Annotated in this window: 21 protein-coding genes and 1 pseudogene; 7 read left to right on the top strand and 15 right to left on the bottom strand. The window is 38.2% G+C overall.

From position 1 onward, the window contains the following. Window positions 1-4 precede the first annotated feature (4 nt). From GM920_RS00680 to GM920_RS00635, 10 genes are all read right to left on the bottom strand, one after another. Window positions 5-1,348 carry a 3-oxoacid CoA-transferase gene (locus GM920_RS00680; protein WP_182952691.1) on the bottom strand — a complete coding sequence of 448 codons (1,344 nt, stop codon included), beginning with the start codon at window positions 1,346-1,348 and terminating at the stop codon, window positions 5-7. Window positions 1,349-1,358: 10 nt separating this feature from the next. Continuing rightward, on the bottom strand, window positions 1,359-2,138 hold the full coding sequence (gene pcaD / locus GM920_RS00675; RefSeq protein ID WP_182952690.1) for a 3-oxoadipate enol-lactonase: 780 nt from the start codon (window positions 2,136-2,138) through the stop codon (window positions 1,359-1,361). Between the two features lie 16 nt (window positions 2,139-2,154). Next, on the bottom strand, window positions 2,155-2,940 hold the full coding sequence (locus GM920_RS00670) for a 1,6-dihydroxycyclohexa-2,4-diene-1-carboxylate dehydrogenase (RefSeq protein ID WP_182952689.1): 786 nt from the start codon (window positions 2,938-2,940) through the stop codon (window positions 2,155-2,157). An 11-nt stretch (window positions 2,941-2,951) separates the two neighbouring features. Next, on the bottom strand, window positions 2,952-3,962 hold the full coding sequence (benC, locus tag GM920_RS00665; protein WP_182952688.1) for a benzoate 1,2-dioxygenase electron transfer component BenC: 1,011 nt from the start codon (window positions 3,960-3,962) through the stop codon (window positions 2,952-2,954). A 10-nt stretch (window positions 3,963-3,972) separates the two neighbouring features. Next, window positions 3,973-4,458: a benzoate 1,2-dioxygenase small subunit gene (gene benB / locus GM920_RS00660; RefSeq protein ID WP_182952687.1), complete on the bottom strand. Its 486-nt coding sequence runs from the start codon at window positions 4,456-4,458 to the stop codon at window positions 3,973-3,975. Beyond that, window positions 4,455-5,804, bottom strand: coding sequence for a Rieske 2Fe-2S domain-containing protein (locus tag GM920_RS00655; protein ID WP_182952686.1), 1,350 nt, complete (start codon window positions 5,802-5,804; stop codon window positions 4,455-4,457). The genes benB and GM920_RS00655 overlap by 4 nt, the downstream gene beginning before the upstream one ends. A 93-nt stretch (window positions 5,805-5,897) precedes the next feature. Beyond that, window positions 5,898-6,827: a dioxygenase family protein gene (locus GM920_RS00650; RefSeq protein WP_202986000.1), complete on the bottom strand. Its 930-nt coding sequence runs from the start codon at window positions 6,825-6,827 to the stop codon at window positions 5,898-5,900. A gap of 34 nt (window positions 6,828-6,861) precedes the next feature. Next, window positions 6,862-7,152, bottom strand: coding sequence for a muconolactone Delta-isomerase family protein (locus tag GM920_RS00645; RefSeq protein WP_182952685.1), 291 nt, complete (start codon window positions 7,150-7,152; stop codon window positions 6,862-6,864). 2 nt (window positions 7,153-7,154) lie between these two features. Next, window positions 7,155-8,276 carry a muconate cycloisomerase family protein gene (locus tag GM920_RS00640; RefSeq protein WP_182952684.1) on the bottom strand — a complete coding sequence of 374 codons (1,122 nt, stop codon included), beginning with the start codon at window positions 8,274-8,276 and terminating at the stop codon, window positions 7,155-7,157. A gap of 145 nt (window positions 8,277-8,421) precedes the next feature. Then, window positions 8,422-9,306 carry an AraC family transcriptional regulator gene (locus tag GM920_RS00635; RefSeq protein ID WP_182952683.1) on the bottom strand — a complete coding sequence of 295 codons (885 nt, stop codon included), beginning with the start codon at window positions 9,304-9,306 and terminating at the stop codon, window positions 8,422-8,424. Window positions 9,307-9,447: 141 nt separating this feature from the next. Here GM920_RS00635 and GM920_RS00630 point away from each other — a divergent pair, with 141 nt between their 5' ends. From GM920_RS00630 to GM920_RS00620, 3 genes are all read left to right on the top strand, one after another. Further along, window positions 9,448-10,503: an FUSC family protein gene (locus GM920_RS00630; RefSeq protein ID WP_182952682.1), complete on the top strand. Its 1,056-nt coding sequence runs from the start codon at window positions 9,448-9,450 to the stop codon at window positions 10,501-10,503. A gap of 107 nt (window positions 10,504-10,610) precedes the next feature. Further along, window positions 10,611-11,243 carry a trimeric intracellular cation channel family protein gene (locus GM920_RS00625; RefSeq protein ID WP_182952681.1) on the top strand — a complete coding sequence of 211 codons (633 nt, stop codon included), beginning with the start codon at window positions 10,611-10,613 and terminating at the stop codon, window positions 11,241-11,243. A gap of 435 nt (window positions 11,244-11,678) precedes the next feature. Continuing rightward, a complete protein-coding gene (locus GM920_RS00620) occupies window positions 11,679-12,269 on the top strand; it encodes a dihydrofolate reductase family protein (RefSeq protein ID WP_182952680.1) in 591 nt (196 codons plus the stop codon). 387 nt (window positions 12,270-12,656) lie between these two features. Here the strand turns inward: GM920_RS00620 and GM920_RS00615 are convergent, their stop codons facing one another. The 5 genes and pseudogenes from GM920_RS00615 to GM920_RS00600 all read right to left on the bottom strand — a co-directional run bounded on the left by GM920_RS00615 (window position 12,657) and on the right by GM920_RS00600 (window position 16,719). Continuing rightward, window positions 12,657-14,606, bottom strand: coding sequence for an SPFH domain-containing protein (locus GM920_RS00615; protein WP_182952679.1), 1,950 nt, complete (start codon window positions 14,604-14,606; stop codon window positions 12,657-12,659). 242 nt (window positions 14,607-14,848) lie between these two features. Next, the gene (locus GM920_RS23800) at window positions 14,849-14,983 is read right to left on the bottom strand and encodes a hypothetical protein (protein ID WP_262891052.1); all 135 of its coding nucleotides are present in this window, start codon (window positions 14,981-14,983) and stop codon (window positions 14,849-14,851) included. Between the two features lie 265 nt (window positions 14,984-15,248). Next, window positions 15,249-15,476: pseudogene (locus GM920_RS00610) on the bottom strand (RHS repeat domain-containing protein); the annotation flags it as partial. 28 nt (window positions 15,477-15,504) lie between these two features. After that, window positions 15,505-16,110 (bottom strand): hypothetical protein, encoded by a 606-nt coding sequence (locus tag GM920_RS00605; protein WP_182952677.1) that lies wholly within the window; start codon window positions 16,108-16,110, stop codon window positions 15,505-15,507. A 12-nt stretch (window positions 16,111-16,122) separates the two neighbouring features. Beyond that, window positions 16,123-16,719: a hypothetical protein gene (locus GM920_RS00600; protein WP_182952676.1), complete on the bottom strand. Its 597-nt coding sequence runs from the start codon at window positions 16,717-16,719 to the stop codon at window positions 16,123-16,125. An 84-nt stretch (window positions 16,720-16,803) separates the two neighbouring features. Between GM920_RS00600 and GM920_RS00595 the strand changes: the two genes are divergently transcribed. The 4 genes from GM920_RS00595 (at window position 16,804) to GM920_RS00585 (ending at window position 21,532) form a co-directional block, all read left to right on the top strand. Beyond that, a complete protein-coding gene (locus GM920_RS00595) occupies window positions 16,804-17,931 on the top strand; it encodes a protein-disulfide reductase DsbD family protein (protein ID WP_235964391.1) in 1,128 nt (375 codons plus the stop codon). After that, the gene (locus tag GM920_RS23650) at window positions 17,883-18,194 is read left to right on the top strand and encodes a hypothetical protein (RefSeq protein WP_235964390.1); all 312 of its coding nucleotides are present in this window, start codon (window positions 17,883-17,885) and stop codon (window positions 18,192-18,194) included. The genes GM920_RS00595 and GM920_RS23650 overlap by 49 nt, the downstream gene beginning before the upstream one ends. A gap of 450 nt (window positions 18,195-18,644) precedes the next feature. Further along, a complete protein-coding gene (locus GM920_RS23905; RefSeq protein ID WP_182952675.1) occupies window positions 18,645-20,342 on the top strand; it encodes a tetratricopeptide repeat protein in 1,698 nt (565 codons plus the stop codon). Window positions 20,343-20,527: 185 nt separating this feature from the next. Beyond that, the gene (locus tag GM920_RS00585) at window positions 20,528-21,532 is read left to right on the top strand and encodes an AraC family transcriptional regulator (protein WP_182952674.1); all 1,005 of its coding nucleotides are present in this window, start codon (window positions 20,528-20,530) and stop codon (window positions 21,530-21,532) included. Window positions 21,533-21,634: the final 102 nt, after the last annotated feature.

The following is a 21,634-nucleotide window of genomic DNA, read 5'->3' as shown; positions in this document are numbered from 1 at the left end:
TTTATCAAGATAATTTTTCCACGAATTTTGCAGAAGTTAGCTTTCTTACTTCTTCTAAAGTCGCACCCGGCATAATCTCAATTAACGTTAATTTTTCGTCAACAAACTCAAATACAGCCTTGTCTGTGATAATCATGTCAACAGATTTAAGTGCTGTTAATGGCAATGTGCAGGAAGGAACAATCTTTGCATCTCCATTCTTCTCGGCATGCATCATCGTAATAATCAAACGTTTCGCACCTGAAGCTAAATCCATAGCTCCCCCTACACCTAATAAAGGCTGACCAGGAACTGCCCAATTAGCCAAATTAGCTGCTTCATCCACTTGTAAACCTCCCATAACAGCAATATCAATATGTTTGCCACGGATCATCGCAAAAGAATCTGCAGAGTCGAAATAAGAAGCACCAGCTAAAGCGGTAACAGGGATCTTACCTGCGTTAACAGGATAATCCATTGCACCACCATCAGTAGGAGCTGGTCCTACAGCCAGCATACCGTTTTCTGTATGTAGAATAATTCCATCTTTCTCCGAAATTAAATCAGCAACTAAGGTTGGTATACCAATTCCTAAATTAACGACATCACCTTTTCGCAATTCTTTTAAGGCTCTTTTAGCCATACTCATACGACTTTCTGAAACTTTTTTACCAGAAGAGACTGAAGCTGAACTCCCTAAATCTTCTAAAGTTAAAGTCGCTTGAACCAAATAGTCTATATATGATCCTGGTGTATGAATGTTTTCCGGTAAAATTTCACCTACCTGTACAATTTCTTCAACCTCAGCAATTACCAAATCTGCAGCAGTAGCCATTGCTCTGTTAAAGTTTTGCTCTGTCATACGATACTGTAAATTCCCCGCAGTATCTGCTCTCCAGGCCCGAATAAATGCAACATTACTACGTATTCCAGGGATAAAAACCTGTTCAACACCATTTAAAAATTTTGTTTCACGCCCTTGTGCTAATTCAGTTCCCGCAGATGTAGGTGTAAAAAAACCTCCAATACCAGCACCACCTGCACGAATGGCTTCGGCTAATGTACCCTGCGGTAATAACTCGTATTCAACAACCCCATCCTGAGCTGCCTTCACAGCTTCTGGATTTGATGTGAAAAATGAACCAATTATCTTCTTCAGTTGACCATTGCGCAATAGCCGTCCACCCCCAATTCCAGTTTCACCTACATTGTTTCCAATGAACGTAAGATTTTTTGTTTTTGTTTCTGCTAATGCATGCATCAAATGAACTGGGTTTCCAGTCATTCCAAACCCACCCTGTAATAAAGTATCCCCATCCTTTACCATTGCAACTGCCTCCTGTAAGGATATTTGTGGTATAGTTTTCATCTATGTTTTTTTAATGTTCTGTAAAATGTATAATGTGTTTTGCGAATTCTGCTGGATATTCCACATTTGATAAATGCGCGGCATCAAGCGTAACCAAATTAGCAATAGGGGTATGTTTTTGTATAAATTTCCCATCGGCTAATGTTGTCACCTCATCTTGGATACCAGCGATAATTAGTAAAGGAACTTCTAAATTATAAAGCTGTTCCCTAAAATCTGCAGCTGCAACGGCATAACAACAAGCAGTATATCCTTGTAAAGAATTAACTTTAAAATGATGAAGGATCTCTTGAACTTTATCGGGATTTTTAGCTCTGTAATCAGGACTAAACCAGCGTTCAGCTGTTGGGATTAAAATACTTCCCAATCCATTTTCTGTAACCTGTTTTACACGAGCGGCCCAACCTTCTTCATTTCCAATCTTCGCCGCTGTATTGCTGATCACTATTTTCTCGAAACGACTGGAATAGTTAATTCCTAACCACTGACCGATTAATCCTCCTATAGATACCCCACAGAAATAAACTGTATCTAACTTTAAATAGTTTAACAATTCAATCACATCATTTCCCAATTCAGCAATTGAAACTTTATCCTGATGAATAGTACTTTCACCATGCCCACGTTTATCATATCTTAAAATATTGAAATGGTGACTCAGAACATCAATATTATCTTCCCACATGGACAAATTTGTTCCTAATGAATTAGAAAAAATCAATGTTTTCTCATGTCCGAAATTTTCAAGATTATAATTACAAATAAAGTTTGTTAATTGAACTTTTAGCATTTTATTCTATTTAAAATTATCCTAAATCTCCACCCGCAACCGGGATGGTAACTCCTGTAATATATTTAGCTTCATCAGAGGCCGCAAACAAGATGGTGCTCACCTGGTCTTCGATGGTACCATATTTTTTCTGCAGCGATGATTCCATTGTTTGATCCACAATTTGTTGATACCACATTCTTTCTTCATCCGTTTGTGGATTTTCATTTCTCGGAATTATACGTTGAGGTGCTTCAGTTCCACCGGGTGCTACTCCTAGTATACGCACATGATTAGGAGCTTGTTCAAAAGCTAATGACGCAGTAATTGCATTCACACCACCTTTGGCAGCTGCATAAGGAACACGATTAACAGAACGTGTTGCCACAGATGAAACATTAACAATTACCCCACCACCGTTGGATATCATATGCGGTAGCACACTTCTGCATCCCCATAGCGTAGGAAACAGTGATCGGTTTATTTCCTTCATGATTTCTTCTTCCTCATAATGTTGAAAAGGTTTAGCCCAGATAGTTCCACCAACATTATTAATCAAAATATCGATCTTACCAAAGGTTTGAATCACGCGATCTGACATTTTATTAAAACCTGCTAATGTTTCCAGATCTGCCTGTATTGCAAGGACATCATATCCAGCCTTTTTTAAACTTTCTGCTACTTCCAATACGACATCCGAACGATCTACTAAAACTGTTTTAGCCCCTTCTTTCGCAATACGTTCCGCAACACCTCTACCAATGCCTTGTGCAGCACCGGTAACAATGGCAATTTTATTTTTAAATCTATCTTGAAAGATCATACGCTTTTGAATTATACCGTTAACACTCCTGTTGGAACAAATTTCTCTGTATAGAAATTTTCGAAATTTATTTGATGTGCTGCTATTGAAGACTTAACTGCATCTACCATCGCGTTTGGGCCGCATATATAAATATCGTAAATCTCCCCCTTTAGTTCCTCTTTATTAACCCACTGCGTCACATACCCTGAAGGATAAGCATCGCAGTTCCCACTTGAAACACAAGGATACACTACTACGTTAAGGTTTGTGAACGTTTTAATACGATCCAGGTCAATAATATTTTCTACCGTCGTAGCACCATAAAATAATTTAATCAATTGAGGATTACCTTCTGAATTGAGCTTCTCTAACATCGCTATGAAAGGGGCAATTCCGGTTCCTCCTGCAAAGAATAAAGTTTCCCTTTTGACATCACGACTATAGAAACTTCCCACCGGTCCGGTAATACTTAAAGCCTCTCCTATTTTTGCTTGCCTTAAATAATTACTCATTAAGCCTGCATTTGGAATTAATCGGATGATAAATTCCATTTCATTGGTATCTGACAAACAGGAAAATGAATAAGAACGAGTTTCTGTTGACCCTGGAACCAAAATATTTGCATATTGCCCCGGCAAGAACGTGATGGTAGAACCATCTGTTATTTTGGCTTTTAGCCTTACTATTTCTGAGGATAAAAAAGTTAACCCGGTGATTTCAGTTTCGTAGGTATGCACCTCTACTTTACAAGCTGCAGCGCTTGCGAATATATCCACTATCATATCCGACTTCGGGCGCATCTGACATGCCAACCCATAACCATTTTCTGCTTCTTCTTCCGATAAAGCTTCATCAATATAATCTCCAGGATCAAATGAACCTGATTTTGATAAGCATTTACAAGTCCCACATGCGCCATCAGCACAATCTAAAGGGATATTAACACCTAGTCGATAGGCTGCCTCGGCAATGGTTTCATACCCTGTAGTCTCAATAAAACGCGTTACGCCGTCTTCAAAATTTAATGCAACTTTTGCCATAACTATTATTTTAAATATGATAAACGTCTAAAACCTGACGGATGTAGTCGTTTTTTATGATTACTTTCTTGTTTACAATGAGTAATGAATTTTCATTTTTTTTCAGTGTGTAAAAGCTTACACCGAAATAGCTATCTGTTGTTTTGTATCGAAACGACAAGGTGTTCCAGTTAAAACGGATTTTCAGCTGCTCCTCGTTTTCTTCCAGAACTTCTACATTACTGATGTAATGACAAGTCCTGGGTTCGGGCATGGAGGCCGACGAGCGTTCAGTCTTGATACGAAACACACGATCTTCTAGTCCACCTTTATTTGGATAATAGATCAAAGAAATTTCGGTTTGCGGATCTTTTGTCAGCTCATCTTCGTCATCCCATCCTGGCATCCAAAAAACACAATCTTCATCGTAAAATTTCAGCCATTGATCCCATTCTTTATCGTCCAAATGACGAACTTCCTGATATAAGAATGCTTGTATGTCTTGGTAATTTGTCATGATTTATTTTCTGCTAAAACATTTTTAGAAATACCCTCTTTTAATGAATTTTTCCAGAATTCATGTTGGGTAATAAATAGACCCTCGTCTTCAGATTTGATTCCGGAGATTATTGGTTTAATGCCCATTTTTTCTGCCTGTTCATCTTGTCCATAAAGCCAATGCATAGCACCACGACTCATGTCATTGTATTTTAAAGCGGAAGACTGGTAGGCAATTTGACAAGACCGGAATTCTTCTAAATCATCCGGTGTTCCCATTCCGGTTACATTAAAGAAATCTTCATACTGGCGGATTCGCGTTGCACGCTCTTCCCCACTTTCGCCCTTTGGAGCAAAACAGTAAATTGTAATTTCAGTTTCATTAACGGAGATAGGTCTTATGACTCGGATTTGTGTAGAGAACTGATCCATTAAAAACACATTTGGATACAACCCTAAGTTACGTGTCATATTAACCATAAAACCAGCTTTTTCTGCACCAAATTCAGCAATCAAACGATCTTGTTGTTGATAGATGGGACTTACCTCGGGGTTTAATTTGTTTGTCCACAATAAAATATGTCCATTTTCGAAGCCATAAACGCCGGCTACAGATTTCGACCAATTGTTGGCATCTACAGCTTTTGTTCCTTCCTTTTCATAATCACGCCTCCCCATGGTTGCAACGTAATTCCAATGCACTGATGAAACATGATAACCATCAGCCCCATTTTCCATTTGTAGTTTCCAATTTCCATTGTAGACATAAGATGATGAGCCGTTTAATACTTCTAAACCTTCTGCCGCCTGGTCTACAATGTGGTCGATAATAACTTTTGAATCGCCTAAATATTCTTGTAAAGGAAGTACTTCGGGGTTAATCGATCCGAATAAGAAACCTTTATAAGCCTCAAACCTGGCAACTTTCACTAAATCATGAGAACCCTCGCAATTAAACTGTGTTGGATAGCCGCCTGTTTTTCCATCTTTCACTTTCAATAATTTCCCGGCATTAGTAAAGGTCCATCCATGAAATGGGCAGGTAAAACTGGACTTATTTCCTTTTTTATAACGACATAATTGTGCTCCCTTATGTGTACAAGAGTTAATCAAAGCATTTAATTCACCCTGTTTGTCTTTCGTGATCACTACCGATTGTCTTCCTATTGAAGTGGTGTAATAATCATTAATATTGGGAATTTGAGATTCGTGCGCAAGGTATACCCAATTGCTTTCGAAAATGTGTTCCATTTCCAATTCAAACAAATTTTCGTTTGTAAAGGATTCACGATTATGACGATAAATGCCATTTTCCTTATCGTGAACAACAAGGCTGTCCAGGTATTCAGATGAGACTTTTTTCATGTTTAATATTTTGAAATTTAAGGCAATAAGATCCCTGTTCGAATGTTAATCATTCAAATTTTCAGTGTTAAAAATTATTGAAATAAAGGGGGATTAGGCGTCTATAGCGGCTCTGGTTCTGTAGTTTTCGCCAGGTGCTGCATTTATAATTTCCGGAACCATATTAAAGTCGAAATTAATCTTGGCGAAAGCCTCATCTTTTCCGTATTTAGCAGCCTGTTCAGCGGAGATTCTTTCGATATGAGGAACCAACTCCGGGCGAGTGGCGAATGCGAAATCATCATAAGTTAATGGGTCACCTTCAATATTAATCTGTGTAGTTAATTTTCTATAACCCGGTGCTGTGACAAAAAAGTGAATGTGAGCCGGACGTGCTCCATGACGACCTAACAATTGCATTAATGTATCTGTAGAGCCATTTGGTGGACAAGCATATCCAACAGGCACGAAAGATTTGAATTCATATTTTCCATCCTCAGCAACCTGAATAGCACGACGTAAATTGAATGCTGGTTGAGAAGAATCAAAGTGAGAGTATAAACCTTTTAAATTACAATGCCATACTTCAACTTTTGCTCCAGGGATTGGATTGCCATGCTCATCACGAACCACTCCACCCATAAATAAACGTTCTGAATCTGGTTCGATCTCTGTCTCCAATTCTGCATAAGAAGTCGATTCGGGAGAACCAGCTACATATAAAGGTCCCTCGATAGTGCGGGGAGTCTTGTTTTCGATTCCTGCTTGCTCATCTTCCCAATCCATTTGAACGTCTATGAATTTTTCAATACCTAAACCGGCAAATACCAATCCATATTCATTGTTTTTTCCTGTCTGGGTTAGCCAATCACAGGCTTTCCACATTTCTTCGGAGGTAATGTCCAGGTCGGCCATTGCGTTAAACAAATCCCTAAGGAGACGGTTAACGATGATTTTTATTCTTTCATTACCAACGCCTTCTTTTTCCTGAGATTTTATTAGCTCAAGCGTCTGATCGATGATTTTTTGATCTATTCTTTTCATCTTATATCTGGTTTTTAGGTTAAACAATTTATAATTAAATCATTGTTTCTTTTAATGCATTTGGATGTTTGCAGATGCTGGTTACTTTTATAGTCATATATGGAAATAAAGGCAAGGAGCTCACAATGCGGTGTAGTTCATCTGGTCCTTCTACATCCAGAACACTAATGTTTGAATATTTCCCTGCTACTCTCCATAAATAAACCCACTTTCCGGATTGCTGATGTTCTTGTGAACATGCTTTTTCACGAGTGATATAATCTGCAACTTTTTCTTCATTCCAACTTTCAGGGATGTTAACATCCATTTCAACTACATATACCATATTTAATTTCTTTTATATTTTTCTATTTGATTCATGTCTAATTCAATTCCCAAGCCTGGTCCTTCCGGAATTTCTAAAGCATGGTTTTGGTAAACAATAGTTTTTTTAACAATGTCATCCGATAATAACAGTGGGCCGAAAAGCTCAGTCCCCCAATCCAAATTTGGAAGTGTTGCACATAAATGAGCAGTGGCCAGAGATCCTATGGTTCCCTCTAACATCGTTCCTCCGTATAAAGAAATTCCTGCTCCTTGTGCAATTGCTGCCTGTTTTTGAATATTAGTTAAACCGCCAGATTTTGAAATTTTTAATGCAAAAACACTTGCTGCACGAACTTTAGCTAATTTAAACGCATCCTGAACCGTTGCAACAGCTTCATCTGCCATAATTGGAATTTCGAAATATTCAGTTAAACGCGCTAAACCATCGAAATCAGATTTTACTAAAGGCTGCTCTATTAGATCAATTCCTGCATCTTGCAATTTCTTTATGGCACGTTTAGCAACAGATTCGGACCAGGCTTGATTCACATCTACAGTCACTTTGATACCCGAACCCAGAGCAGCTTTTATTGCAGCGACATGGGCTATATCAGTTTCAGGATCTTTCCGCCCAATTTTTAATTTAAAAGTATTGTGTCGTTTTTCTGAGATCAGCTCCAGGGCTTCATCGATATCTTTTTGAGTATTTCCACTGGCTAATGTCCATAAAACCGGAAGTGTATTCGTTATTGCACCACCAAATAAGGAAGATACAGGGACCCCTAAACGTTTACCCTGTGCATCTAAAAGTGCAGTTTCAATTCCTGATTTTGCGAAGTTATTACCCGAAATATTTTTGTCCAGCATTTTCATGATGGCATTGGTCTGGGTTGGATTTTGACCGATAAGTAGTGGTGTGAAATAAGTGTCTATTGCTAATTTTATGCCCTCGGGAAATTCATCCGCATAAGAAATACCGCCTATAGTAGTAGATTCGCCTAAACCTTCAATACCATCAGAACAAAATAAACGGATGATTACCATGGACTGTTTCTTCATTACAGCCATAGAAAGATGATGGGGTCTAATCGTTGGCAAGTCAACAATTATGGTTTCAATATGGGTTATCGTTATTTGAGGCATACAATTTTATAAAGCAAGTGTTGAATTAGATATGTGAGTAATTACTTACTACATACAAACTTACTTTTAATCGATATCCAGAAATAGGACTTTTCTTTTATTACTAAGACATATTTGATTATTTAGCCAAAACACTTTTAACTAATTACTTTGTTCCAATTTTTTTACGGAATTCGTTAGGTGTCAATCCTGTTTTTCTTTTAAAAATTCGGGAGAAGTAACTTGGATCTTCAAAGCCAAGTGTATAGCAAACTTCAGCAATCGATTTTTCGACGTTAGATAAGAGCAACTGTGCCTGGGTGACATAGTAATCCATAATAATCTCTCTGGGAGATTTGAAACCTACATAATTACAGATGCGGCTTAAACGTCCGCCGGCAATTTTTAAATCGGAAGCATATTCTTCAACAGATTTTTTATACGAAGAACTTTCTCTAATGAGCTGTGTAAATCTTCGATAATAAATAATAGATGAATTGTCCGCATTGTGTATAGTATACTGTAATGATTGGGGCAACCTCCTTAATTGGACTATGAGCTGACCTACCAAATACTCTAACATCAACAAACGGCCAAGTTCTGCAGAATTGTATTCGCTAATGCAATTCTGCATCGTATTGAAAACCACTTCAGAATATTCCCCTTCAACAATTGTAGTGACCTGAAACATCTCAATAGCTTCAATGACTTCCGCTTCTCTTTTAATCATATGTTCCAAAACATTGTCAGATAAACTGATAATCCAACCTTTAACTTCAGTAAGGTGTTCGAAGCCATGATCTGTATTTTTGGGGACTGTTATAAAAGATGGACCTTTTATATGAATCTTTTCATTATTGTAAAGCAGGTTAGTTTCCCCTTCCATAACCACAAAAATCTGAAACTGATTGTTATGAGCATGTGATTTAATGTTATTGTTATTCTCTTTACCAATAACGCCAAATGGATAAACATATATAAGACCTTTTGCAAATTCAATACGATCAAGTCCATATAACCCTTCGAAAAATGTTCTATTGTTTTCTGCCATGATCGTACTCAATTAGCACTAATTTACAATAATTATTAACTACCTGTACACTCCATGTTATTATCAACAACTCCTAATTGGGCCCAAATTTTAATATCTTGCTTTAACTATTTCTTCTAGAGGTGACAACAATGATCAATTATGTGGAACCAACTATTTAAATTCAATAAAACAGACCGGGCCTGGCATCTTCCTGTTGTAGCAGGGTTTTGTGTTGCTATTCCATTATTACTAGGTTTTCTTTATAATGATATTGAGGCAGGAAAGCTTGCATCGATCGGAGCACTTGTAATACTGTATATCCAATCCAACAGATTGGTTAATCGGATGATGATTCTGATGGTTTGCAGCTTTGGCTTTATTTTTTCATTTGCCATAGGCGCAGTTTTCTCATTTAATCCATGGTTGACACCTGTAATATTGGCATTATATACTTTCGGCGTACATTATTCGCTAAATCGCCTTGAGTTAACCCGTCCACCAGGAAACTTTTTCTTTGTCATGGTAGCGTCTATAGCAATTTCACTTCGCCACAATCCAACAACAATAGCGAGCAGTATCGGAAATTTTTCCATTGGTGTAATTATTGCCGTTATGATCGCTTTTTTTTATAGCATTCTCGTGCTACGAGAAGTTACCAACAAGCCCGATGTGATAGTTTTACAGAAAAATAACTATTTAAATATGACAGAATCGATAATTTTCGGTATCACGGTAGGGCTGGCGTTGCTGATAGCCATCTTACTGAAGCTTGAAAATCCCTATTGGGTGCCCATCTCCTGTATGGCGGTAATGCAGGGAGTAACTGCCAAACATATTTGGATTAGGGCTGCGCAAAGAGTACTAGGTACTTTTATAGGTTTGGGTTTAACCTGGTTTATTTTGCAAATGCGAATCACAACATTAGGAATATGCATAAGTATTTTACTTCTTCAAACCATCGTTGAGTTTCTTGTGGTAAGAAATTATGGGATAGCGGTTATTTTTATCTCCATGTTAACCATATTTCTTGCTGAACCTAATATGAATTTAATAGGACAGCCTGATCATTTAATAGCAATAAGGTTTTTTGATATACTGATCGGAAGTATAATTGGAGCAGCTGGTGGTTGGATGCTTTACCATGAGCAAATCCATTTTTTTACGAAAAAGCAGCTATTAAAGACTAAAGTTATCATGAAAAAATATGGGCATTAATGTGAAAAGGAACCATATTTTTGATATATGGAACAGTTTAAATGCTGATATTGATGTACTTCTTATTAAAGGGGCTACAAACCTCGTAGAATTAGATTGCACCTGAGATGGATAAGCTACATACACTTTACTATTTTCTTGATTTGGCAGGTACTTTTGTATTTGCCGTTAGTGGGGCGACAGCAGCAAAACAACGTGGTCTCGACCTATTCGGGATCTGCGCAATTGCATTTACCGTAGCTTGTGGCGGGGGGATTGTTCGTGATCTCTGTATAGGTGCTATTCCTCCAGCAGGATTAACCAACTGGTATTATTTAGTAGCGGCAATAATAGCTGCAGGAATAACCATCGGTTTATATCCTTTTGTTCAGCGGCTAAATCAACCTGTGATATTTTTCGATGCGCTGGGTTTATCCTTATTTGCGATTACAGGGGCGCAAAAAAGTCTTGCATATGGTCATAATGCAGAAGTCGCAGTTCTTCTGGGCATTACTACAGCCGTTGGCGGCGGCGTATTACGCGATATTTTGCTCAACCGTATCCCCGTTATATTGGAAAAAGAGATTTATGCATCCGCTGCGCTTATTGGGGCTTTGATCGTGGTTTTAGGAAATCACTTAAAATGGATATCAAGCGACTGGGTCACTATCATTGCTTTAATTGTATGCTTTGGATTACGGTTATTGGCCCTACGTTACCACTGGAACCTGCCCGTTTATTCAAATGATAAAACAGAATGAGATTTATAGAAGATTAACAATCAGACTCACCCTAGGTAACAACATCTATTCAGTTATTCTCAATTTCTTTCAGTAAGTCTTCCAGATTGAGTACCTCATTACCCTAAATTATTAAATACTACATTTATTTATGTAGCTGTTTTTAGGGAAGATTACACTAGCATCTCAAAGCATCATAAAGAAAAACCCCTCTGAAACGTATTTAAGAGGGGTTTTATATATTTTTATTTTGTGATATTTTGTGCTGTTACTTTCCAATACACATATCAAATCTGCATAAAAACCAACTAATTACAAATAATAAGCAACAAAAGAATAAATGATAATTCAACACATCATTACATTTAAAACATAATCGCCCCCTCAGATTGACGTTTTCACCCCCTCTTAGCTTCGAAAAGTGATGGGTACATTTGAAAAACAAATCAGTTTATTATGCGAAAGTTAATCATGAAGATGTCGCTCTCACTCGACGGTTTCGTATGCGACTCCAATGGCAAGAAAGATTGGGTCTTCAAGACTGGGGACGAGGAGTCATTGGCCTGGAGTGTTGAGAAAATCAAGGAGTCTGGGTTAATTATCATGGGCAGGAAGTCGTTTGAGACAATGGCCCCTTACTGGCCGACTGCGACCGGGCCATTTGCCGAACCGATGAACAACATTCCCAAGGCCCTCTTTACAAAAAAAGGATTTAAGGGCCTCGATCCTGTGCATACGACAACTTTGCAACAGTCGTCCTCTGCGGATTCCTGGGCCGAGACGCGAGTTTTCGATGACGATCTTGCTGAAGGGATCAGGGAACTTAAAGCCGAGTCCGGGAAGCCGATTATAGCACTTGGTGGCGCGGGATTTATGCAGAGTCTCATAGCAACGGGTCTCATCGATGAATATCATCTGGCCATTCATCCCGTCGTATTAGGTTCAGGATTGTCAATCTTCACCGGTCTGGAAGTACCATTTTACCTGAAGTTGGCAGAGGTAAAGGTTTTCCCGAAAGGAGTCATAGCACAAACTTATCGCATATAATACAATATGCATGTAAACTAAAACTTCAGAATATTGCCTTTTCAGGTATTTACAATAATTAAAGATAGATGTTGTAGCACTCCAGCAATTTTATGAAGTAAACTTCCTATCATTAATCGGAAAACATAAAGAAACTTAAATAACCAAAGTTTTATACATAAAGATTATAGAACTTCTCTGCTATATAATAATTCCCCTACGCTTGCTATGTGTTCTAATAACTCCTGATTGCTTATATGGGATAATATGCTAAGGCCACAGACAAAGCTTAATTGAAAAGACGGGTGTTCGTAACGCTGCTGCATTAATTAGATATGCTATTTTAAATGGCATTATACAGTAAAACCCACCTAAAATCGTGTTAGGTGGGTTCAAGATCTACAAAATTTATAATTTATGGTCAGATCTAGGTTCTAAAATTTCGGTGATGGTGCTAACTTCCTTCCGCCTGTCAGGATCCATTAACTCCATAAGCTTGATTCCCAGCAGGCCATCCATTGCTGAAGCTCCATTAGGTCCGCTGCTTCCAATCAACACATCTGGAATCAGTTTAACATTACCTTTTGACAGCTCTTCTGTAATTTTATACCTGGTAAAGTTTTCTCCTCCCAGGGCTTTAACTGCCAGCTCATAAGCTTCAGCAGTTGATTTACCCACAGCCAGAATTTTACCTGCTTCGGCATCACCGGTCAATGAAATCATTTCTGCTTCTGCCGATGCCCTTAACTTAATGGCTTCGGAATCTGCCTGTGCCCTGGCTTTGGTTGCTTCAGCTTCGGCATGAGCCCTCATTTTGGTCGCCTCAGCCTCTGCTCCGACCGCCAGTTTAACACCGGCTGCATCACCTTCAGATTTTTTAACCGTTGCGCTTGCTGTACGTTCAGCGATCTCCACGCTCTGCTGAGCTTTGACAATATCTTTTTGCATATCAGCAATAGCAGTTTCTTTCTCCATACCCTGACGCGTTTCCTGTGCCTGTTTTTGTGTATTGTAAGTCACCTTTTGCTCCTCGGCTATTTTGCGATCGGTTAATGTTTTCATCAATGATTCCGGCGGAACAATGTCTCCGATTAACGTGTCTACTGCGTTCACATTATACTCATCAAGAACTCTGCGGATATGCTCCTTGGCCGACTCCTGCCTTTCCTTACGTGTACTGAGGAAAGCGATAACATCACTATCCTGGGCCGAATTTCGAAAATAATTACCAATTGTCGGTTCCAATACCTGGGAAACCAGGTTTACCATGTTACCAAAACGGGCGATTACTTTTGGAGCTTCAGTGGTTGGAACATGAATAATTTGTGACACATCCAGATTGAATGGAAAACCATCTTTAGAACGTACAGTAATCGTACTCAGGTTCTTATCCAGATTGTGTGCCTCACTGCGTGCAGAAGCCCAATTCAATACCAGGTTAGTAGTTGGCACGAGTTCCACTTTCATGATGTACTTATTGATGGGATATTTACCTGGACCAAGTGGTTCCAGCCAAACTCCTTTAGACCCTTTACCCACAATGTTTCCGTGTTTAAAGTCAGCGCCGGTGAGGTCGCTCCCGTCATTCCCAATATACGAAATAACAACACCTACATACCCAATGGCAATTTCGGTCATAGGAATTTGCTCCAACTGGATCGCCCAGGGATTAAGGTTGTACGAGCCAGCCAAAATTACCTGTGGCTGTAAACCACGGTTTCCCCCTTTATTTATAAACAGGTCAAAGTCCTGGAAATTATTATGGCCCTCCACCAGCTTGCCGGCAATCTGATTGGGTTCTATGGGTAAACCATCAAGAGTGGTCACAATTCCAACCATACTTTCCTGAATCCTAACCATCTCAGTAACTGAAACCTGGAACAACAACGTGTTGATCCTATAAGAACCGGACGTAATATAGGAGGTTTGCCTCCCCCGCTGCCCGCCACTTTCTAAAAACTTAACTGCATCCTGGAAATTGTCACACGCTACCTTATGTCCCAGAATATTTCCTGTAGGTATTTCGGCACCGTCCTTTGCCATGATCAAGCCTATGTTACCTTCAGGAATTATCGTAAATTCTTCCATGGTTACGCTATACTGCCAAAACCACATCCCAAAATACAGTCCTGGTGCCAGGGTTTTCCCTTGATAGCCGGCTTCACCTATAATGGCTATGATTCTCCCATCCGGCAATGCTTTATCGGCCCCATACAAGACAAATTTTTTGGTAACCAATCCGATTCTGTTTTCCGGAACCACGACCATCCCAAAGAAAAACCTTAAAATATATTTGTTCAAAACTGCACACAACAGTGCCACTCCAACCCACCAGTAATTAAAAATGAGCGCTTCCATAAGCATAGATTTTAATCTTTTTTTTCAACGGATAAACCATTTATCCGCTATGATTTCTGATCAAATTAAAGGCTTAGTTTGGTCATTTTACAATGATTTTGAATATATATTTTTGTCGATTTTAAGGCCTAAAAGACGATTCAGGATCGATTTTCACAAAAATCCAACCTGCACTTGACAATTTCTGAAATCGCTTCACAGACAACAGTAAAATCTAAAAATTTGACACCAGAATTTCCTTTCTAATAAAGTAAGACTTCCAGAAATTTCCCGGCATCCTTCACCAATTTTGATAACATAGAAATACCAGATGGAGTACTCGCAGTAGTCACGGCTATAGTCTCCACAACTTGCTTTTCAGAAGCCTCGATTTTCAATTCTCTGGCCTTTCATTTTCCGTATCTACTGTTACATATATGGCTGCAAAATCTAGTCACCGTAGTCTTTGCCATGAAGTCATTTCCGCAGTATTCACAGATCAATTTGATCGATATATTTGAACTCACCTGAAATAAGTTAAATACATACAAAAGTATGTAGAAGTGTTTAAAAGTGTCCAGTTAATTGCACCTTGAAATATGGCGAGGTACAAACCTCTTATCCGAGATACAAAGGGAACACGAAAGTAGGCAAAACAAACAACTAGCATCTCAAAGCATTACAAAGAAAAACCCCTCTGAAACATATTTCAGAGGGGTTTTCTATATTCTTGTTTTGTGATATTTTGAGCTGTTCCCAAAACATCCCGTCAGGATCTATAAACCTGATTGGATTGTTTCTTGCATAATTATAAGGAGACCAAGCTCTATCTAATTCTGCTAACGGGTCTGGCGTACTCCACCTGCCTATCACCGGATCATAGGACCTCGCGCCATAATCGTATTACCTACCAAAACACTCATTCCGGAGTCCCCAATGTAGGCTTAGAATTTTTTAAAATCCACTCAAAATCTACTGAATTCCAAAACCTTAAGTCATCAACATTATAATGAATATCGTTAAGACTACTTTCCCCAAATAAACGCAAGAAACAATAATCATGAAGTACTTGTTTAATTTCACCATAACTATAAAAGTTCATTAACCCAAAACAGCTTCTTTCATATACTTTTATAGGCGCCTGAAAATTATCTCTAGAACAAAAAAGATAAAACCCATTATAATAGTACTTTTCTTTATTCTCTTTCACAAGTAATTTATTTGTATTATTTCTTACAATTACTAGAACTACCATTCTCAATTTGTTGGGTCCATAAATTAAAGAATCTATATTCAGTTGACTCTGTTGATCATAAATCATTTTTGAAGAAAAAGGATTGAGATGCATGTTAAGCATTTGTTTCAATGCTCTATATACTTGAATGGAATCTCTACTATAAACTGTTTTCGTTACTTTAACTCTAACCTTATACTTAGTGGGTGTAGGTTTAGATACATTATCAGTACTACACGAAAGATATAAAAATACAGATAAAATTAAAGTAATATTTGTTATTTTTTTCATAAGGATTTGAATTTACTGAAGTACCCATTTACCATTAATTAACATGTATTTACCCTCCTGCATATTGCCAATATCATTAATAAATGTCATTATGCTATGATCTGTTTTATTTGAATCTTCGTTATAAGAATTTCCATCTTTTTTACCTTGCGCATTGTCTAATCCGCCTTGTTTTCCATCTGCAATTCTATTTAAATTCTTTACACCCTTCTTTTTTGCATTATGAGTATATTGTTCTGTATGTACACCTGGTATTGCATTTAATTGTGCAGCCTGTAAAGGATCCATATCAAACTGGCTTATTTTCAGCCCCCTGCTTAATTCAGGATGTTTTACTGCGTAGTCAATAATAGCTTGTACAAATCCTTTAGAATATGCACCTCCCATACTATGGCTAACAATCTTAAGGCTTTCTGTTATAACTCCTCCTGTCCTTGTTAAACTGCTTATTATTGCTTCTGCATCTTTAGAACCTTGAATTTTCCCCATATTATATCTATCGCCTGAAATAAGATTATCTGCTTGTGGCACAAACATACTCTCCATAGTATTAAACCACCCTCCTATGGCTCCATCATAATATTGGTATTGCTTTTGATTTGTGGACAAACCATTTTGGTTGATCCCTCTTCGCCAATATAAAACTTCTATATAACTATCTGACTATAAAAGCTAAAGGGGATCATTTCAGCTTTGGCGAAAGGGGGTCAATATTATGTGGTTTATCCAGTCAGCTACTTTACCAAACGTGCGGGCAGCAGACAAAAAGGCATCAGTCAGGCCATTATCTATGGTTTATCCATTATCGTGATTTACGTTGCGCTTGGTTTACTGATTACCATTATTTTTGGTTCCGCTATGCTGAACGAATTGAGTAGCAGTGGCTGGTTCAACCTAGCCTTCTTTATCCTACTATTGGTATTTGCCGTTTCTTTCTTCGGAGCATTTGAAATTACTTTACCAAGCTCATTGGTGAATAAGATCGACCAGAAGGCGGACAACAGTAAAGGTTTAGGTGGCATTTTCTTTATGGCTGCTTCTCTTGCACTGGTTTCCTTTTCTTGTACAGGTCCAATTATCGGTACTTTACTGGTTCAGGCAAGTTCAAAAGGTGAATTGTTAGCTCCTGCGATAGGCATGTTTGGCTTTGCATTGGCACTTGCCCTCCCATTTACCATTTCTGCGATTTTCCCTGGATTTTTAAACAGTATGCCTAAATCAGGTGGCTGGTTGAACACCATTAAAGTATGTCTGGGTTTCCTGGAATTGGCATTGGCGCTGAAGTTTTTGTCGGCGGCCGACTTAGTATGGCACTGGCAATGGTTCGACAGGGAGATTTTCCTTGCACTTTGGATTGTGATCTTCTTCTTGATGGGTATTTACATCCTGGGTAAACTTAAGTTTTCACATGATAGTGATGTTCCTTTTGTATCGGTTCCGAGGTTGTTCTTCGCCATCCTTTCCTTTGCATTTGCCATCTACATCGTTCCCGGACTTTGGGGTGCTCCTGTAAATGTTTTGAGTGGTTTGGCTCCTCCAATGAATACCCAGGACTTTATCCTGACTGGCGGAGGTTCTTCAGCAGCTGTTGCAACGCCAACTGATTTCCCTGCAAAAGTAAAATACAGTGAAGTATTGAAAGCTCCGATAGGCTTTAACCCTTTCTTTGATTTAGATGAAGGAGTTGCCTATGCAAAAAAGGTAAATAAACCGATTCTGATCGACTTTACCGGACACGCTTGTGTGAACTGCAGAAAAATGGAAGATAAAATATGGACAGATCCTCAGGTGCTCAAATCATCAAAGAAGAATATGTACTGATTCAGCTTTATGTAGATGAAAGAAACATCAAAATGCCAAAAGAGAAAGTACATTATTCGGAAGTATTGAGAACCAACACAGACGATTTAGGCAGATGGAATGGAGATTTCCAGGCTACAAAATACGTGTCTAATAGTCAGCCTTTTTATGTACTGGCTGGACATGACTTAAACCCTCTTGTAAAACCTCAGGGGGCAATATTTGATGCCACTGAATACCTCGCTTACCTGAAAAGCGGAGTAGAAAGTTTTCATAAAAAATAATACAATTCAGGTTAATAATTAAATCGGGTCGGTTCTTAACCGGCCCTTTTTATTGCCCTCTATTTTTTAAAATAAACCCTGGGAGGTGTTGCCCAAGCCTATAAAAATAGTTCTATATTTAATAAAATTCTTTATCACACATAAACCAAACCTATAAACTGAATTTACAAGGCTAAAAAACCGACTGAACATCCGGCGGCTACGTCCTTAATGCTTCCGCGTGCTGCCAGATACTTGTGTCGAGCTATTTGTGAATTTCACCAGCACGCCTGTAGCGATCATTGACAAGGAGTTACATAAACGGAGTATCATCAGCTTTCGGATAAGTCGTCCTTCATACCTAAAACAAAATCAACAGATCGCCAAATCTTTAAAGTAGGTGTTTATGATGAATTATTTCAGGATTCTAAGGTTAAGATTCGTAATTTTAGGCCTTTCAAACTTTATTTAGTGATTTTCAGCCAACCATTCAAGTCCTTTCTGGCAAGCATAAACCTATCTCAGTTCAGCAAAACTTATGTTGTCTTTGCCGTTATTTTATGTAGCTTTTTAAATGCCGGGGCGCAGGATTCTAAACAAGATAGCCTGAAAGCCCTGCTAAAGCAGAGCAGTAGTATGGAGGAACAGTACAAGCTGAATTCCGAGCTGACCAGGATGATTATCAGGACAAAGCCTGCTTTGGCCCTACCTTATGCAGACGAGGCTTTAAAAATTGCCAATAAACTCAATTCCGATTCTCTGATTCATAAAGCAAATTTGAACCTGGCTACAGTTTATTTTCGTCTTGAAAATTTCCCAAAATCATTACAACTTTACTATGGTATAATTCACGATTTAGAGAAAAAACCAATCCCTGATCTGTTATTTACAGCATATGTCAATTCAGGCAATATCAATATCATACAGGGGGAATATAAAAATGGAATTGCCAAATATACCAAGGCCCTGGAGTATTTATCATCCAACACCAAGACGAATCTGGAGAAAAAAGCAGGATTACTCAACAATATTGGTGGTTCTTATAAAGAGATCCAGGAGTATGATAAGGCGCTGATGTATCTGAATGCCGCCTTGAAATTGAGCAAACAAATTAACGATCAAAGCAACATTGCCAATGTTTTAAACAATCAGGGACTGATCTATCAGAAAACGGGTAAAAATGAACTGGCACTAAAATACTTCCTGGAGGCCATGGAGATCAGGAAGCAGACCAAAGACACCTTAGGTTTAGCCACTTCCAACTACAGATTAGGACAATATTACTATAGCCTTAAAGACTATAAAACTGCCGAAAGCTATTTAAAAAATGTAACCGGCATAAAAAAGGATGCAGGTTTATTGAACTTACTGAACCAATCTTCCTTATATCTGTACAAAATATATAAAGCGGAATCCAATTATGAAGCTGCACTGGCAGCTCTTGAAATATTCAGAGATACCAACGATAGTTTATATAATGAAGCCAGGACACGTAAGATTGCTCAATTGGAAATGCAGTTTGAATTTGATCGCTTACAGCACGAACAGGAAACCAGGCAAAGGGAAAGAGATTTATACAGCTGGATGATTGGAATTAGTCTTGCCCTGTTGTTGGTGATCATTACCCTCCTTTATTTTTTACAAAAAAACAAAGCCAGGAGGTCACGGCTGAAACAAGCTCATTTACAACTGGAAAAGCAAAGTCTGGAAAAGGACATTGAATTAAAAGACAAAGAACTAACCACCCAGGTGTTACACCTGGTACAGAAAAATGAACTCATTAATGTAATTTCAGAAAAATTGCTGGACATCAAGGAGACCCTGGGGAAAGAATCTCATGTAGCAGTTCAAAAAGTAATTTCAGATCTGCAATCCAATCTGCAACCTGAACTGCTGAATGAATTTAAACTGAGGTTCCAGCACCTTCACAATGATTTCTTTGAGAAATTAAATGAGCAGTTCCCTAACCTAAGTCCGAGTGAATTGAGGCTATGTGCCTTTTTAAAATTGAACCTCACTACCAAAGAAATTTCAGCCATTACCAACATCAGTCCGAAGTCTATTGAAATCGCAAGGACACGCTTGCGTAAGAAATTAAATTTAACAGGAACAGATACCAATTTAGTGATCTTCCTGGCGCAGCTGGATCAAACACCGACTTCAAAATAAAAATCTCTATCCCGAGCGATTTTCATCACAATTTAATCTCGTAGTGCTACAAATCCCTTCAAAACACAAATAAAAGCTGTTTTGTAGTGGTTTTGTAATGGTCGTTTTTTCCTTATTCCAGAATTAAAGCCCTTATTTAGCATCACCAATTCCAACCAAACCAAACAAACATTTATTAAAGAACCATGGAGAATATTAAACACGAAGATGACTTCTTTGAGAAAAAACATATAACTGTTCCAGCTGCGGTAATCAATGAATATGTCAAAAATAAGTTTTTCAGAAATGCGCTCTATACTACAGAAATTGGCTCTCAAACTACCACCACAGCTTCCTATCAATTGAAGCAAAACAGCTGTCCTGATTATGTCCTGCTCTACTGCACGGCAGGGAAAGGACAGTGTGAAACAGGAACTGAAGTTTTTAGTTTTGAAGCTAATCAATTCCTATTCCTGTCTCCTCAGCAATTCTTCCGTTTTCAGGCAGATCCGAAAAATACATGTAGCATTTATTGGTTACATTTTAATGGACAAATGGTCGATGAGTTAAAAACAAATTACGATTTACAACAATTCAAAACACCTGCTCAACTCCCCTTTTCCGATCAGGTGAGGGCTACCTGGCAAAAAATTCATTCCAGTTTATCAGAGGGTTTTGCATTAGAAAATATCGGTTATGCGAACTTAAATTTATATCATTTGATCTCTTTGCTGCTATTTGTCAACAATGCAAATAAAACCAGTAAAACAGTGAACAAAAACATACAACAGGATGAAGACCAATTGGATCAATCTATTGTATTTATGAAGGAGAATCTACATAAACAATTAAGTGTTGAGCTGATTGCCAAAGAATTCAATTACTCTTCTTCTCATTATTCTACGCTGTTTAAACAAAAGACGGGACTTTCCCCGATAGACTACTTTATCAGGTTAAAAATCCAGTACGCCTGTCAGTTGTTAAATAAGAGCAACCTGATCATAAAAGAGATCTCGCAGAAAGTGGGTTATGAAGATCCATTTTACTTCTCCAGAATCTTCAAGAAGATCACTGGTAAATCACCTGTAGAATACAAAGGAGGCTTGAAAATTAAACCTGCTTTACCAAAAATAAATTACAGCACTTCGAACTGGTCTGTTAACGAATTGCTTTCCAAATTTACCCCAGAACAAACCTATCAGATTTACTAAGCCTGATCCAGATCTGGACAGCTTTATCAATCAAATACCCCTCTTCCCCAAAAACAGAAGGCCTGAATCATCATCTGAAACAGGCCTTCTGTTTATTAAACT

Source organism: Pedobacter gandavensis, from assembly GCF_014172405.1.
GTDB lineage: Bacteria > Bacteroidota > Bacteroidia > Sphingobacteriales > Sphingobacteriaceae > Pedobacter > Pedobacter gandavensis.
The sequence above is the reverse complement of the archived record's forward strand: the minus strand, read 5'-3'. Positions and strand labels throughout refer to the sequence as shown.